Origin of the sequence: Streptomyces sp. NBC_01478, from assembly GCF_036227225.1 — a bacterium.
GTDB lineage: Bacteria > Actinomycetota > Actinomycetes > Streptomycetales > Streptomycetaceae > Streptomyces.
This window is the reverse complement of sequence record NZ_CP109444.1, coordinates 7,219,711-7,234,504: the sequence shown is the minus strand read 5'-3', so window position 1 is coordinate 7,234,504 and position 14,794 is coordinate 7,219,711. Positions and strand designations below refer to the sequence as shown.

Below are 14,794 nucleotides of genomic sequence, written 5' to 3'. Positions count from 1 at the left end.
TTTCCCACCCACCCCCACGAGAGGTTGCCCCGACGTGCACGACGACGATCTCACCGCGCGGGCCAGGACCTGGCTCGCCGAGGACCCCGACGCGGACACCCGTGACGAGCTCGCCAAGCTCATCGAAGCCGGGGACGTCGCCGAGCTCACCGAGCGCTTCCGCGGGACGCTTCAGTTCGGCACCGCCGGTCTGCGGGGCGAGCTCGGCGCCGGGCCCATGCGGATGAACCGCGCGGTCGTCATCCGGGCCGCCGCCGGACTCGCCGCGTACCTCAAGAAGAACGGCGCGACCGACGGCGTCGTCGTCATCGGCTACGACGCCCGGCACAAGTCCGCCGACTTCGCCCGCGACACCGCCGCCGTGATGACCGGCGCGGGGCTGAGGGCGGCCGTGCTGCCCCGCCCCCTCCCCACCCCCGTACTCGCCTTCGCCATACGGCACTTGGGCGCGATCGCCGGCGTGGAGGTCACCGCCAGCCACAACCCGCCCCGGGACAACGGCTACAAGGTCTACCTCGGCGACGGCTCCCAGATCGTGCCCCCGGCCGACGCGGAGATCGCCGCCGAGATCGAGGCGGTCGGCTCCCTGCACGACGTGCCCCGGCCGACGGGAGGGTGGGAAACCCTCGACGACAGCGTCCTGGACGCCTATCTCGCCCGTACCGACGCCGTTCTCGCCCCGGACTCCCCCCGCACCGCCCGCACCGTCTACACGGCGATGCACGGCGTCGGCAAGGACGTGCTGCTGGCCGCGTTCGCCCGCGCGGGGTTCCCCGAACCCGTGCTCGTCGCCGAACAGGCCGAGCCCGACCCGGACTTCCCGACCGTCGCGTTCCCCAACCCGGAGGAGCCCGGCGCGATGGACCTCGCCTTCGCCCGGGCCCGCGCCACGGACCCGGACCTGATCATCGCCAACGACCCGGACGCCGACCGCTGCGCCGCGGCCGTGAAAGACCGTACGCGGAACGGCGATTGGCGCATGCTGCGCGGAGACGAGGTCGGCTCGCTGCTCGCCGCGCACCTCGTACGGCGCGGCGCCCGCGGCACCTTCGCCGAGTCGATCGTCTCCTCGTCCCTCCTCGGCCGTATCGCCGAGAAGGCGGGTCTGCCCTACGAGGAGACCCTCACCGGTTTCAAGTGGATCGCCCGGGTGGAGGGGCTGCGCTACGGCTATGAGGAAGCCCTCGGCTACTGCGTCGACCCCGACGGTGTGCGCGACAAGGACGGCATCACCGCCGCCCTGCTGATCACCGAGCTGGCGTCCGAGCTGAAGGCGGAGGGGCGCGATCTGCTCGACCTCCTCGACGATCTCGCCGTGGAGCACGGTCTGCACGCCACCGATCAACTGTCGGTGCGGGTCGAGGAGTTGTCCGTCATCGCCGACGCCATGCGGCGGTTGCGCGAGGTGCCACCGACCCACCTCGCGGGGCTGGCCGTCACCAAGGCCGAGGATCTGACCGAGGGGACCGACAAGCTCCCGCCCACGGACGGGCTGCGCTACACGCTCGACGGTGCCCGGGTCATCGTCCGGCCCAGCGGCACCGAGCCCAAACTGAAGTGCTACCTGGAGGTCGTGGTGCCGGTCGCCACGCACGCCGACCTCCCGGCCGCCCGGGCCCACGCCGCCGAGACCCTCGCGACGATCAAGCGGGACCTGTCGGCGGCGGCCGGTATCTGAGTCACCGTCAGTTCAGCCCGGCTCCCGCTGATTCACCGGGAGTTGGGCTGTCGCATGCTCCCCGGCCGCCCTCTCCCGCCGCATCCGTTCCATGCTGGAACAGCTATACGGATGTGCTCCTCACCCCCCTCGGAGACATCCGCCGGTCTGCGCCCCGTCTGCCCCCTAACCGGGCGGGCCGCGTCCGTGGACGAGCCGCGCACGGGGTTCAGTCACGCATCAGGTAACTGAACCCCGTGTCCGGTCCCACGCAGGACTGGAGGGTCAGGTCGCCCCAGTAGAGGCCTGCAGCCGGGACGCCTCGGCCGGGGGTGACGTAGTGGGCGTAGACCTTGTACGTCCAAGTCCCACGCGGGGTACTGATGTTGACCCTGGTGCCGACGGGCAGGGTGGCGAAGCGGTCGAAGCCGCAGTAGTCGTGGCCGACGATCACCACGGTCCGCAGTTCGTAGCCGTCCTCGGTGCCGATCGCGGGGCCCGTCCACTGCACGGCGTGCCGGCAGGCGTCGACCTCCGCCTGGTCGCCCCGGACCACCGTCGAGGACCAGGCGCCGATACGGATCGTCGTGGACCTGGGGCGCCCGGTCGTCGCCGTGTCGGTGGTCGGCGCGGTGGAGCGGGTGGGGCGGGGAGACCCGACCGGCAGGCGGCGGGACAGGTCCGGGCCGGGGACTCGGCTGTCGGAGGCGCTCGGGGAGGGCGTGGGTTGGACCGGCGTCGGTGCCTGGGGGCTTGGTGCGGTGGTGGACCGTGGCGCGGGTGCGGAGGGCAGCGGTGGCGGCACCGGTGAGACCGGAGTGGTCGTCGTCGGTCTCGCCGTGGCTGTCGGTCCGGCCGCGGTGCGGGTGGTCCGCGGCCCGTTACCGCAGGCGGCGAGGAGCAGGATCGCCGCGACCGCGCCGGTGGCCACGCCCGCGCCCCGCCGTGCCGTCATCCGAACCGTCCGTTCACGTAGTCCGAAGTCCGTTCGTCCTGCGGTGAGTTGAACATCGCCCGGGTGTCGCCGTGCTCGACGATCACGCCCGGGGTGTTCTGCGAGGCGAGGAAGAAGGCGCAACTGTCGGAGACGCGGGCGGCCTGCTGCATGTTGTGGGTGACGATGACGATCGTGACCTCGGACTTGAGTTCGGCGATGGTCTCCTCGATGCGCCGGGTGGAGGTCGGGTCGAGCGCCGAGCAGGGTTCGTCCATGAGGAGGACCCGGGGTCGTACCGCCAACGACCTTGCTATGCACAGGCGTTGCTGCTGGCCGCCGGAGAGTGCGCCGCCGGGTTGGCGCAGGCGGTCCTTGACCTCCTTCCACAGGCCCGCCTTGATCAGGCACTCCTCGACCAGGTCGTCCTTGCCGTCGCGGCTCGCCTTGATGGCGTTGAGCTTCAGGCCGGCGAGGACGTTGTCGTAGATCGACATGCTGGGGAAGGGGTTCGGTTTCTGGAAGACCATGCCGATCTGGCGGCGGGCGTGGGTGATGCGGCGGCCGCGGTCGTAGATGTCCTCGTCGTCGAGCAGGACCCGGCCGGCCAGGGAGGCGGAGCCGATCAGTTCGTGCATGCGGTTGAGGATGCGCAGGAAGGTCGACTTGCCGCAGCCGGAGGGGCCGATGAGGGCGGTGACCTCGCGGGCGGGCATCGTGAGCGAGACCCGGTCGAGGACCTTGTGGTCGGCGAACCAGGCGGAGACGGAGTCGGCGCGCAGGCTCGCGGGGCCCTGCCCGGTGCCGGCGAGCGGCGGCTGGAGGAGGGTGTCGGTGAGGTCGGGGTTCGCTTCCGAAGGGGCGTTCCCGGTGAGGTCGGTGGACATGGTGGTGTGGTCAACTCCCGTACGGGGTCCGGTGGTTCAGAGCAGGTTCGGCAGCAGGGCGACGATCGCCCCGGAGTCGGCGAGGCCCAGGGCCAGCAGCAGGGGGCCCGCGCAGATCCAGGTCTGCCAGCGGCCCCAGACCCGGTGGGCGACCACCGCGAGCAGCGCGGCGAGCAGCAGGCCCTGGGACCACAGGACGACCCGAAGCCAGGCGCCGTCGTCGCCGCCCAGCGCCTCCTCGGAGGCCGCGATCCAGCCGGTGCGCAGATCGCGCGGCGGGTTGGCCTGCACGGGGGTGATCAGCTCGGCGTCCACGCGCAGCACACCGCTCGGTGTGTACGGGCCTCCGGTGGCGGTGATGAGGGTGAGCCGCCCCTGCCCCTGGCCGATGGGGGCGGGCAGCGGGTCGCCCGCCCGGCGGGCGCCGGTGACCTGGTAGACGGCCTTGGTCTGGCCGGTGGTCACCTCGATCCGGGCGCCGACGGGCAGGTTGTGCAGGTCGAGGAAGGGGCTGCCGTAGCCCCACTGGCGGCCCATGATCACCGAGGTGCCGGCCTGGCCGGGCAGCGGGGTGTCCCGGCGGTGGCCCGGTCCCGACATCAGCACCTCGGAGGTCGTGCCCTCGGCGACCACCTCCTTGATGCCGAGGACGGGGACGCGCAGCAGCGCGACGGGCGCGCCGGGCTTCAACAGCCTTCCCTCGTAGTCGCGTTGGCCCACGGGGGCGGTGCCGAGGGCGAGTTCCTTGCGCAGTTCGTCGTACGCCGTCCGCTGGTCCCGGGCGTGCTGGAGGTGGCCGACGACCGTGAGGTTCGCGGCGAAGCCGAGGAGCACGGCGGCCAGGACGCACAGGGCCGCCCCGGCGAGCGCGAGCCCGGGGCGGGCGGGGGGCCTCGGGGTCTCCTGCCGCGGCGGGGCGGTCGGCGGTGGCGGACCGTCGGTCGGCGCCGACGCGTCGGCCGGGGGCGGGGCGAGCGTGGTCACGGGGTGCGCTCCTCGAAGCGGGACGGTTTCCTTCGTAGGACGTCTCGTACGACGTCTCGTGCGGTGTCTCTCTTACGGCGGGCGGGGGCCGGGGCGCGTCGGTGCGCTCCCCGGCCCCACCCGGCCGGTCAGCGGTGTTGCGGGGTGTCGCCGGTGCCGAAGGTCAGCAGGCCCCGGCGGCGCATGTGGAGCACGAGCGCCGAGCCCGCGGCGAGGAACGCGAGGGCGGCCAGTCCGATCGCGCCGGCCTCGGTGCCGGTGGCCGCCATGGAGCCGGAACCGGTGGCCGTGCCGCCGTCGCCGCCGGTGGTGGTGCCGCCCGTGTCCGAACCGCCGCCGGTGGAGCCGTCGGTGGGCGTGCCGCCGGAGTCCGTGTCGGACGGGGTGGGCGAGGGGGACTCGCCGGCGTCGTCGCCGGTGGTGAACGCGAAGGCGACGCTGTGGCCGTCGGTCTTGTCCTCGGCCAGCGTCAGCGTGTGGTCGCCGTCCGCGAGGTCGCTGGGCACGGTGAACGCGTAACTGTCCACGGTTCCGGCGGAGTTGGCCGTGGCGTCCGCGAAGGTCGCGTCGCTGTCGGCGAGGGTGACCTTGACGGCCGCGCTCGCGGTGTAGCCGCGGGCGGTGATCTTCACCTTCTGGCCGGGGTCGAGGGCGGGATCGGTACCGAGGTCGGTGCCGTCCTCGTCGGTGACGGTGAGGTCGGGGTTCTCGGTGGGGGTGGGACTGGCGGTGGCCGCGTCGGTGCTGGTGAACGCCAAGGAGGCGTAGATGCCCGTCTTCTCGGAGAACTGGAGACTGTGGTCGCCGTTGGGCAGTTGGTCGGGCACCGTGAACGCGTAGTCCGCGACGGCCCCGTCGGCGTTCACGGTCACGTCGGGGTAGGTCGCGGTGGAGCTGGTGAGGCTCACGTGTGCGGCGGCGGCCGGGGTGAAGCCCTTGACGGTGACCTTCACCTTCTGGCCGATGGCCAGCGTGGGGTGGTCGGCGAGGGCGTTGCCGTCGGCGTCCTTGGCGGTGACGACGTAGTCGATGTTCGCGCTCCCGGAGGCCTCGGCGCCGGAGTAGGCGTCGGCGTCGGTCGGGGTGAACGCGGCGGTGAAGGGCAGCGGGCCGCCGATCGCGGGTGCCTTGACGGTGAGTTCGGCCGTGCCGTTCGTGGTCTGCGCGGTGCCGAGCGAGGTGTCGCCGTTCTTGAACTCCACGGAACCGGCCGCCTCGGCGGGCGTCACCGTGGCGGTGAGCTTGAGGTCGCCGCCCACGGAGACGTCGGAGGCCGCGCTCACGGCGAGGGTCGTGGCCTGCTGTTCGAGCAGGGTCCAGGTGGTGCCGGTGACCCGGATCTTGGCGAGGAAGCGGTCGGCGGTGGTGCTGGTGCCGCAGGTGAGGATCACCGTGTACGTGCCGTCGTAGGGACCGGTGACCCCGGACGACGTCAGCACGGTCTGCAGGCTCGGCTTGGCCGCGGTCGCCTGGAGGGCCACGGTGAAGGGGTCCGCGCCGACCCCGGTCTTCGTCGACGACTGGGCGAGCGGCAGGGACGAGGTCGGGGTCGTCGGGTTGACCAGCCTGAGCACGACGGTCTGCGCGGTGGTCGCGTTGCAGCCGGTGCTGGTGGTGACGGACGTGGTCATGGGGATGTCGGTGATGTTCCCCGAGGCCGGAGCGACCGTGAGCTTGCCGAGGTCGGTGGCCGCGCTGGCCCGACCCGAGAGGGCGAGGACCCCGGCCAGCGCGGCGAGCAGCAGCGCGCAGCAGGTCAACAGCGCGACCGGTGATCTGAGTTGAGCGAGACGGTGAGTCATGTGGTGGTCCCCCCACGGGGTTCGGGTCGTGGATGAATACGCCGACAGGGCCGGGCACCCCGTGGGTGCCCGGCCGTCGCTCGGCTACTGGACGGTGATCAGCTCTCGCCCTTGAGGGTCGTGCTGCCGCAGTCGGCGCCGAGGGCGCCGAAGCCGTAGGTGGTGATGACGGAGGAGTTCTGGCAGACCGCCGAGCCGGTGCCCACGAAGGTGGCCGCGATCAGGGCGTCCGACAGCTTGGCGGTCGGGACGACGTTGTAGACGTTCCGCAGGTAGGGGAAGTCCAGGTTGAGCGTCAGGTCGTCGTTGCGGGCGGCCGCGCCGTTGACGGAGCCGAGCACGGCGTCGCCGCGGCGGTCGTCGACGACGAGGCTCTCCTGGGCGGTGTACTGGGCCACCGAGTACGGGAAGATGTCGCCGGCGCTGTCGACGGCCGAGCCGTCGTTCTCCTGGATCGTGGAGCCCGAGGTGACGCAGGAGCCGGGGGCCGTCACGCCGATGGAGCTGAGGAAGAAGGCGCGGGTGCCCGAGGCCGACTGGGGCAGGACCGGGGTGAGGGTGACACCGTTGAGCGTGGTCAGGGTGCACTCGTAGATCGCCTTGAGCTGGGCGGTCGTCAGGTTGTCGGGGAGCGCGCTGCCGTCCTGCTTCACCCAGGACACCGCGTCCTTCGCGTACGGGATGAAGGTCAGGTCCGTGGTGGTGGTGTTGTTCGGGCCGCGCGAGGAGCGGGCGAAGTCCACACAGCCGGTGGAGCCGTCCAGCGCGGTGTTGAGGGCCGTGATGCCGGCGCCGGAGCCGTCGGGGCGGGCGATCTCACAGCCGGTCGCCTTGGTCTTGACCGTGGCCGTGCCGGTGGCGTTCCAGGAGGCGACGACCTTGCCGCTGGAGTTCGTGATCGCGTCGCCCAGGGCGTTCACGACGTCCTGGGTCGTGTCGGAGCCGACACCGGCGAGCTGGCGGTAGTCGGTCGCCGAGCTGGGGTCCGCGTAGGCGGGGGCGGCCAGGACACCGAGGCCCAGGGCGACCGCACCGACACCGGCACCGATACGCAGGCTGGTCTTGACGTTCACTTGAGTTCTCCTCCGTGGAAACGGATCGAGCAAAGGACGTACAAGCAAAGGACGTGCACACGGAATCCGGATCTCTTTCATCCGGATCCATTTCGCCGCCGGCTCGTCGACCGGCCACGCAGAACGATTCCGTAGAGTCGGGTCCCGGGACCACTAATTCCAGCCGGTCATCAGGTTACGGCTCCATTTCCTAAGTGACTCCAAGGGAATTCACCTGGCGGTGTGCGGATTTCCCGGGGCCGGAATGCGCCCCGGGAAATCCGGAAACTCCGAACAGCTCAGCCGGCGGCCGCCTTGCGGCGGGTCGAGAAGCGCAGCAGGACCGGGCCGGCGAGGGCGGCCGCTCCGCCCGCGACGAGGACGCCGAGCAGGACCCAGCGGACGATCCCGAGCACCTCGGACGGGGTGTGGCCGCCGGACTGGGCCACGTTCTGCTTGGCCGGGTCGGTCTCCGTCGGGGCGGTGGAGGGCCGGGCGGTGCCGGAGGCGTCGGCGGTGGCGCCCGGTGTCCCGGTGGAGCCGGTGCCGACGGCGCCGGTGGTGCCGCCGTCCGTGCCGCCCGCCGCCGTGCCGCCGCCACCGGTGCCGCTGATGTCGTCGCCGCCTGTGGAGCCGCCGGAGGACTCGTCGGCGTCCGGTACGCCCTTCTCCAGCCTGTCCGCCGCCTGCTTCGCCCGGGTGCGCAGTGCCGCGGGCAACGGGGCGTATCCGTACGGCAGTTGGCCCTTGACGGTGCCCTGGGTCTGGCCGTCGCCGGCCGCGTAGCGCATCACCTTGGCGTAGTCGAGGCGGGCGTCCTTCGCCTGGTCGAGCGAGGCCGCCGCGTAGACCACGGCGGTCAGCGGATAGGCGCCGTCCTTCATCGTTCCGGGGTCGGGCGCCTTGACGCCGGCCACGTCCGAGTCGGGCATCTCGGCGACCGCCTTGAGCAGGGACTCGTTGGTCGGCTTGACGTAGTCCCCGTCCGCGTTCGGCAGGGCGGCGGCACCGAGCAGGTAGCGCGTCGCGGACGCGTTGTCGACGATGCCGAACTGGCGCTGCTGGGTGGGGATCGGGCGGTCCAGCGCGGCCGGCTTCGGCGGGGTGGTCGTGGTGTCGCAGTTGTACGCGGTGCCGATGGAACCGCGGCGGATCTTCAGCGCCGCGTCGTGCATGTCGTTCATGTAGGGGACCACGTCGAGGCCGTTGTAGGTGATGTCGGGATAGCCGCCCCCGCACGCGGTGGTGGTGGGTGTGAGGTCCGTCTTGGGGAAGAAGTCGAGGGAATCCGATATCACCCCGTTCCCGTACGAGGGGTTCACCTTCATTCCCCACGGGTCGGCTTTCCCGGCGAGGAAGTCCTTCGCGTCGGCGTTCGCCAGAATGTATTTCCACACCAGGTTCGCGGAGTCGGTGTTGTCCACGGTGACGGCGAGACCGAACGGGGTGTTGGCGGCCGCCTGGTCCGCGAGGCCGGGGTTGAGCCGGAGGAATTCGGGGTCCTTGACGATGGACTGCGGGTTGCCGGCGAGATGGGCGGGGACCTTGTCGCCGGGCTTGACCAGGCTGAGGGGATAGGACTGGGTGAGCACCTTGGCCAGCAGTCGCTGGTCGAGCTTGAGTTCCGGCAGGGGCCGGCTGCCGCCCGTGACGTCGTACATCCAGACGAACCCGATCGTCAGCCCGGTGACCGCGACCGGCGCGTGCACCACCTCGGGCGCCCCGTCGACCGGTTCTACGGGATCCACCGTCATGGCGAGCCCCGCGAGCGAGTCGCCCGAGGTCACCGCGTCCCGGGCCTGCTGCTCCCCGGACTGGGTGTAGTTGAAGCGGTAGGTGCCGGTCCTGCACAGCGCGCTCTGCCAGGACGTGACGGCGTCGGTGGCCAGTTCGGAGCCCATGATTCCGCGCTCGGGCTTGTCCGGGTCGCAGTTGTCCGTGACCGGCGCGAAGCCGAGCGGGAACACGATGCGCTGGTTCCAGTTCGACCGGCTGAGCGAGGAGGAGACCACGTCACCGGACCGGTACACGGCCCCGCTCGCGTTGTGGGTGCCGCGCGGCACCACCACCAGCCAGCACGGCTGGATCGCGCCGGCCGCCGTGGTGCGCGCGCCGCAGCCCAGGGCGGGCTGTTCCACGGCCGACTTCAGCTCGAACGACATGTCGCCGCCGCCGTCGCCGTCGTTCGGCAGGAACGCGACGGCGTTGGTGTCCCCGTCGTTGAAGTACGTGATGTCGGTGCCGCTCGTGGTCGGGTCGCCCTGCCCCTCGACCGGCCGGAACGGCGCGTAGTGCGTGCCGTTGCGGTCCACCGGTGTCCCGGACTCGGTCTCCAGCGGGTCACCGACCGTGGAGCCGCCCTGGAACACATACCGGCCGTTCCCCGACTGCGCGCCCGCCGCCAGTCCGTACTCGCACTGGGTACGGTCCGGTCCGGACGCCTCGTCGCCCCAGCACTGCATGACCGACAGGAAGTTCGAGTACGAGTTGTCGGACGGCGCACCGCCCGTCCAGGTCACCCGCACGCCCTGCCCGGTCAGGTCCTGCGTCTGGTGGACGGTGACCTTGAGCCCGGAGAAGTCGTCGTACGGCCCCTTCGTCCCGCTCTTGGTCACCGCCGACGTCTCGGTGGTCGCCGCCTGCGCCCGGTCCGCTCCGTGGGGCAGCGGCAGCACCGCCAGCAGCAGCGCGGACACCAGGCAGCCCACGCCCGCGGTCACCCGCCGGCGGCCGGACGCCGTCCGTGTCGTCAGCCGTCTCATCAGAACTCCCTCTTGCGGCGCGAGCGGGCCGCCAGCATCCGCGCGGTGAGCGGTGGTCCGACGACCACCGCGAGCAGCAGTACGGCCGACAGGGCCATCAGGGCGCCGCGCATCCCGAGGCTGTTGTCGGAGGCGAGCGCCACGGGGTTGGCCACGACGGACGTGTCGCCGGAGCCGGTGCCCGCCCCCGTTCCGTCACCGCTGACCACCTCACCGGTGTCGGGGTCGATCGACGCCCCGGAGGTGCCGCCGGCCGCGGCGCTCGCGGTGCTGTCGGGCGTGCCGTCACCGTCGGTGTCCGTGCCCGCGGTGCCGCCCGTGGCGGAGGAACCGCCCGAAGTCGAGCCGCCGGTAGAGGAGTTGGAGCCGCCGGAGGTGCTACCGCCGTTGGCGGCGGGCTTCACCGGGGTGTCGGTGCCCGCCGCGCCGGCCGTGCCGGTGGTGCACTGCGTCGTCCCCTTCTTGTCGCAGGACTTGGGGTAAGGGGCGTTCTTGATCAGGGTGTTGACGCCGCCGGAGAAGGTGGGGTTGCGGCAGTCGTTGATGTTGATCGAGCCCGTGGGAGCGCCGGGGACCTTGCGGATCTGCTCGAAGCCCGCCTCGACGAGGTTCTTCGGCAGCGGCGAGTAGCCCAGGTCGTCCGCCTGCTGCTGTCCGTCGCACAGGAAGTAACGGGCGAACGTGCCGAGGGAGTTGCCCTTGGCCGCGGTGAAGCCCGCCTCCACCTTCGTCGGCAGGATCATGTAGCTGTAGCTGGAGAGCGGATAGGTGCGGGCGTCGGCGTTGGTGTAGACGCTGTCGAGGATCTGGGTGAGGTAGTTCGAGGACTGCTGGTTCTGGTTGATCTCGGCCTTGGTCAGGGCCACCGCCACGCTCGCCGCGGTCGGCTCGACGTAGTAGTTGTCCTTGTTGAGCACCTTGGCCACCGGGAAGCCGGTGTTCTTGGCGTAGGAGTACTCGACGTAGGTGATCGCGCCCTCGCCGGAGGGCTGGCGGACATGCCCGGAGACGCCGAGCGAGCCCGACTTGGAGACCATCGTGGAGCCGCTGAGCAGCGGGTAGAACGAGGTCATGCCGCAGTTGCCGCTGCCGCGCCCGGTGCGGGAGCAGTAGTCGCTCCACAGGGCGGGGTACTGCTTGGACATCCAGGTGGTGAACTGCGCGCTGGTGCCCGAGCCGTCGGAGCGGACGACCGGGACGATCGCGCGGGCCGGCATGGTCAGGCCCGGGTTGTCGGCGGAGATCGCGGGGTCGTTCCAGCGGGTGATCTTCCCCGTGAAGATCTTGGTCAGTACGTCCCCGGAGAGCCGCAGATTGGTGACCATTTTGCCGTTGATCTTGAGGTTGTACATGAACGCCGTACCGCCGGCCACGATCGGCATGTAGGCGTAGCCGCGGCTCGGCGGCACCTCGGTGACGCCCTGTTCCTTGAGGCCGTAGGGGATCTCGGAGACGGCGAAGTCGACGGTGTTGTTCTTGAACTGCTGGCGGCCCTGGGAGGAGCCGTTGGCCGAGAAGTTCACCGTCATGCCGTAGTTGGCCTTGACGTTGCGGACCCACTGCTGGACCGCGTTGGAGCTCCAGGTCGAACCGGAGCCGGTGATCTTCGCGTAGGAGGCGGCCGCGGCGGACGGCGGTTGGGCTGCGAGCACGGCGCACAGCAGTGACAGCACGGTGGCCGCCAGACGGAGACGAGTGGCGGGTTTCACGACGAACTCCCGTTGTCGGTAAGGGCGTTGGGGCTCGGGATCGACGGAGGCGTGGAAGCGGAGGCGGCCGGGCGGCCGGCGAATCGACGCGCGTCACGCTGCGACGCGAGGACGCGCCGGTGTTCCTGACGGCGGCTCAACTGGCCCGGCCCCCGGCCGCCGACGATGCGCGCGGCGACGAACAGCAGCAGCACCAGCGTCATCAGCAGGGCCGCGGTGCCGAAACCGCGCGAAATCATGTTCGGCTCGGGCGACTTGACGAACTCGAAGGTGACCAGCGGCAGCGAGACCATCGGGTCGTGCAGCGGGTTGAGGTTGAGGTCGTTGGTGTAGCCCGAGGTCAGCAGCACCGGGGAGGTCTCGCCGATACCGCGCGCGGTGCCGAGGATCACGGCGGTGGTCAGACCCGAGCGGCAGGTCGGCAGGACGACGTGCCACACCGTGCGCCAACGGCTGGTCCCCATCGCGTAACTGGCCTCGCGCAGGGTGCCGGGCACCAGCCGGATCACGACGTCGGCGGCCCGGATGATGATCGGCAGCATCATCACCGAGAGCGCGAGACCGGCGGCGAGACCGGACTGCCCCAGACCCAGGCCCAGGATCACGGTGGCGTAGATGAACAGGCCGGCGACGATCGACGGCAGCGCGGTCATCGCCTCGACGATGGTGCGCACGAACCGGGCGTAGCCGCCGGGCACTTCGGTGAGGAACACCGCGCAGACCAGTCCGGCCGGCACGGTGATCAGCAGCGCGATGGCGATCATGATCAGGGTGCCGGCCGCCGCGTGCAGCGCGCCGCCCACGCTGAGCGGCTCCAGCGGTCCTGCCAGGTGCATGTCCTGGGTGAAGAAGTTCAGGTGCACCAGCGCCTTGCGGCCCTCGACCAGCGCGTACACGACGACGAACGCGAGGATCACCACCAGCAGCACGCCCATCGACCGTACGACCGCTGCCGCGATGCGGTCGACGACGGCGGGGCCGTCCTCGTCGAAGGAGACCAGCAGGGCGTAGATCAGCAGGAAGAGGCCGTAGGCCATGACGACGAAGCCGACCGCGCCGTCGAAGGGGAGCAGCCAGGCGAACAGCAGCCAGGTCAGCGACAGCGCGGAGGCGGCGGCGCCGACCACGGCGTACAGGTCGGTGGCGCGCAGCCGGGTCAGGGCGCGGCGGCGCTCCCCGCCCGGTACAGCGGTGCGCGCGAGGCCCGGCAGGGTGGCGCGCGGGCGGCCGGTCGCCTGACGCGCGCCGGGCGCTTCAGGGGCAACGGTCATGGTCGCTCATTCCTGTGTGGCGTAAGGGCTGCGGGTGCCGGGGGCGGGGGAACTCACGGAGGTCACCGTCAGGCGTCGCTCGTCGCGCCCGAGCGCGAGCGGGCGACGATGGAGGAGGCCGCGAAGTTGACGATCAGCGTCATGAGGAACAGTGCGAAGCCGGCCGCCATCAGCGCGGACATGCCGAACTCGCTGGCCTCGCCGTAGTGCAGCGCGATCAGCGAGGCGATCGAGCTGGTCCCGGACTGCAGGACGTGCCACTGGATGTCGAAGGTCACCGAGATGATCATGAAGATGGCGATGGTCTCGCCGAGCGCCCGGCCGAGCCCGAGCATGGTGCCGCCGATCATCCCGCCGCGCCCGAAGGGCAGCACGACGCTGCGGATCATGCCCCAGCGGGTGGCGCCGAGCGCGTAGGCGCCCTCGCGCTCACCGGCGGGGGCCTGGGAGAAGACCTCGCGCATGATCGAGCAGACGATCGGCGCGATCATCATGCCGACGACGAGTCCGGCGATGAACGTCGAGGACGTGTAGAGGCTCTCGGGCGCCAGCGGGTCGGCCGGGTCGGCGCCCCGCACGTCGAAGACCGGGATCCACCCGAAGTAGGTGGAGATCCAGCGGGCGACCGGCAGCACCTTGTCCTGGAGGAAGAACACGCCCCACAGGCCGTAGACCACGGACGGCACGGCGGCCATCAGGTCGACGGTGCTGATCAGGGTCCGGCGCAGCCCGGCCGGCGCGTACTCCGAGATGTAGAGGGCCGCGCCGGTGGCCAGCGGTACGGCGACCAGGACGGCGACGATCGCGATCAGCACGGTGCCGACGAGCACGGCCGCGATGCCGAAGTTGCCTTGGTCCGGGGCCCATTGGGCGGTGGTGAGGAACGACCAGCCGGCCTTGTCCAGCGCCAGCCAGGCCCGGTAGAGCAGGAAACCGCCCACCAGCAGCATGACGCCCAGCACGAAGGTGCCGCCGGAACGCAGCACCACGCGGAAGATCCGGTCGGGCAGACCCGGGTCGGCGTACAGGCGTCTCGGCACGTCGTCGCCGGGCCCGGCCGCGAGAGCGGTCACGGGCTGCGGCTGTCTGGTTCGTCTCGGCACAGGCACGGCCCCGACGCTCCGGGCCCGCGATTGACATGCCCACCCCGAGGTGTGAACGAGAGGTGCCCTGGGGGCAACAACCGTTGCGCGAGCCACGCACACCCCGTGGACAACTCGCCCAGGGGCGGTATCAGTTGACGAACACACCAGCAGGGAAGGTAAGTTGACTGGAAGTCAGCTACTGTCCCCGAATAACTCGGGCCCCGCGCGCACCAGTTCGGGCAGCATCGCGCGGAAACGGTCGTAGGCGGCACGACAGGTGGCATGGCGCTCATAGGTGCGCGCCGCCCCGGCCAGATGCCGCCCGGACGTCTCCCACACCACCCACACCCAGCCGCCACCGCCGGTGCTGTGCTGGATGCCACCGCCCATCTCGGCATGGCGCGAGCACAGCCGTACGAAGGCCGTACGACATCGTTCATGACTGTCGTGCGAGGTCAGCGACACCGCCACCGACCGCCCGTTGGGGGCGACCAGCCGCCAGCCGAACCCGCCCCGGCCGTCGATGTCGATCAGACATCTCATGCCCATCACCGGGACGACAGGTCTTGCCGTCTCGCCGGACCGCTCCATGTCCCCACCCCTGCCGCCCATTGATGAGTAAAACCCGCAGGTACGGCGCTATGGACGGCA

At 71.1% G+C, this 14,794-nt stretch carries 11 protein-coding genes; 1 reads left to right on the top strand and 10 read right to left on the bottom strand.

Going from position 1 to position 14,794, the window contains the following annotated elements; all coding sequences use genetic code 11:
• Positions 1 to 34: 34 nt before the first annotated feature.
• A complete protein-coding gene (locus OG223_RS32875; protein ID WP_329256327.1) occupies positions 35 to 1,678 on the top strand; it encodes a phospho-sugar mutase in 1,644 nt (547 codons plus the stop codon).
• Positions 1,679 to 1,886: 208 nt separating this feature from the next.
• On the opposite strand, the gene OG223_RS32870 is transcribed toward OG223_RS32875, so the two are convergent.
• The 10 genes from OG223_RS32870 to OG223_RS32825 all read right to left on the bottom strand — a co-directional run bounded on the left by OG223_RS32870 (position 1,887) and on the right by OG223_RS32825 (position 14,686).
• On the bottom strand, positions 1,887 to 2,612 hold the full coding sequence (locus tag OG223_RS32870; RefSeq protein ID WP_329256325.1) for a hypothetical protein: 726 nt from the start codon (positions 2,610 to 2,612) through the stop codon (positions 1,887 to 1,889).
• A complete protein-coding gene (locus OG223_RS32865) occupies positions 2,609 to 3,478 on the bottom strand; it encodes a phosphate ABC transporter ATP-binding protein (RefSeq protein WP_329256323.1) in 870 nt (289 codons plus the stop codon). The genes OG223_RS32870 and OG223_RS32865 overlap by 4 nt, the downstream gene beginning before the upstream one ends.
• A gap of 36 nt (positions 3,479 to 3,514) precedes the next feature.
• Entirely contained in the window at positions 3,515 to 4,462 is a 948-nt protein-coding gene (locus OG223_RS32860) for a sortase (RefSeq protein ID WP_329256321.1), read from the bottom strand.
• A 128-nt stretch (positions 4,463 to 4,590) separates the two neighbouring features.
• A complete protein-coding gene (locus OG223_RS32855; protein ID WP_329256319.1) occupies positions 4,591 to 6,264 on the bottom strand; it encodes a hypothetical protein in 1,674 nt (557 codons plus the stop codon).
• A gap of 98 nt (positions 6,265 to 6,362) precedes the next feature.
• Positions 6,363 to 7,337, bottom strand: coding sequence for a substrate-binding domain-containing protein (locus tag OG223_RS32850; protein WP_329256317.1), 975 nt, complete (start codon positions 7,335 to 7,337; stop codon positions 6,363 to 6,365).
• Between the two features lie 278 nt (positions 7,338 to 7,615).
• A complete protein-coding gene (locus tag OG223_RS32845; protein ID WP_329256315.1) occupies positions 7,616 to 10,078 on the bottom strand; it encodes a hypothetical protein in 2,463 nt (820 codons plus the stop codon).
• Positions 10,078 to 11,787, bottom strand: a complete 1,710-nt coding sequence (gene pstS, locus OG223_RS32840) for a phosphate ABC transporter substrate-binding protein PstS (protein WP_329256313.1) — start codon at positions 11,785 to 11,787, stop codon at positions 10,078 to 10,080. The genes OG223_RS32845 and pstS overlap by 1 nt, the downstream gene beginning before the upstream one ends.
• Entirely contained in the window at positions 11,784 to 13,058 is a 1,275-nt protein-coding gene (gene pstA / locus OG223_RS32835) for a phosphate ABC transporter permease PstA (protein WP_329256311.1), read from the bottom strand. Before pstA ends, pstS begins: the two co-directional genes overlap by 4 nt.
• Before the next feature lie 68 nt (positions 13,059 to 13,126).
• Positions 13,127 to 14,131, bottom strand: coding sequence for a phosphate ABC transporter permease subunit PstC (gene pstC / locus OG223_RS32830; protein ID WP_329256309.1), 1,005 nt, complete (start codon positions 14,129 to 14,131; stop codon positions 13,127 to 13,129).
• Positions 14,132 to 14,335: 204 nt separating this feature from the next.
• On the bottom strand, positions 14,336 to 14,686 hold the full coding sequence (locus OG223_RS32825; protein WP_329256307.1) for a hypothetical protein: 351 nt from the start codon (positions 14,684 to 14,686) through the stop codon (positions 14,336 to 14,338).
• Positions 14,687 to 14,794: the final 108 nt, after the last annotated feature.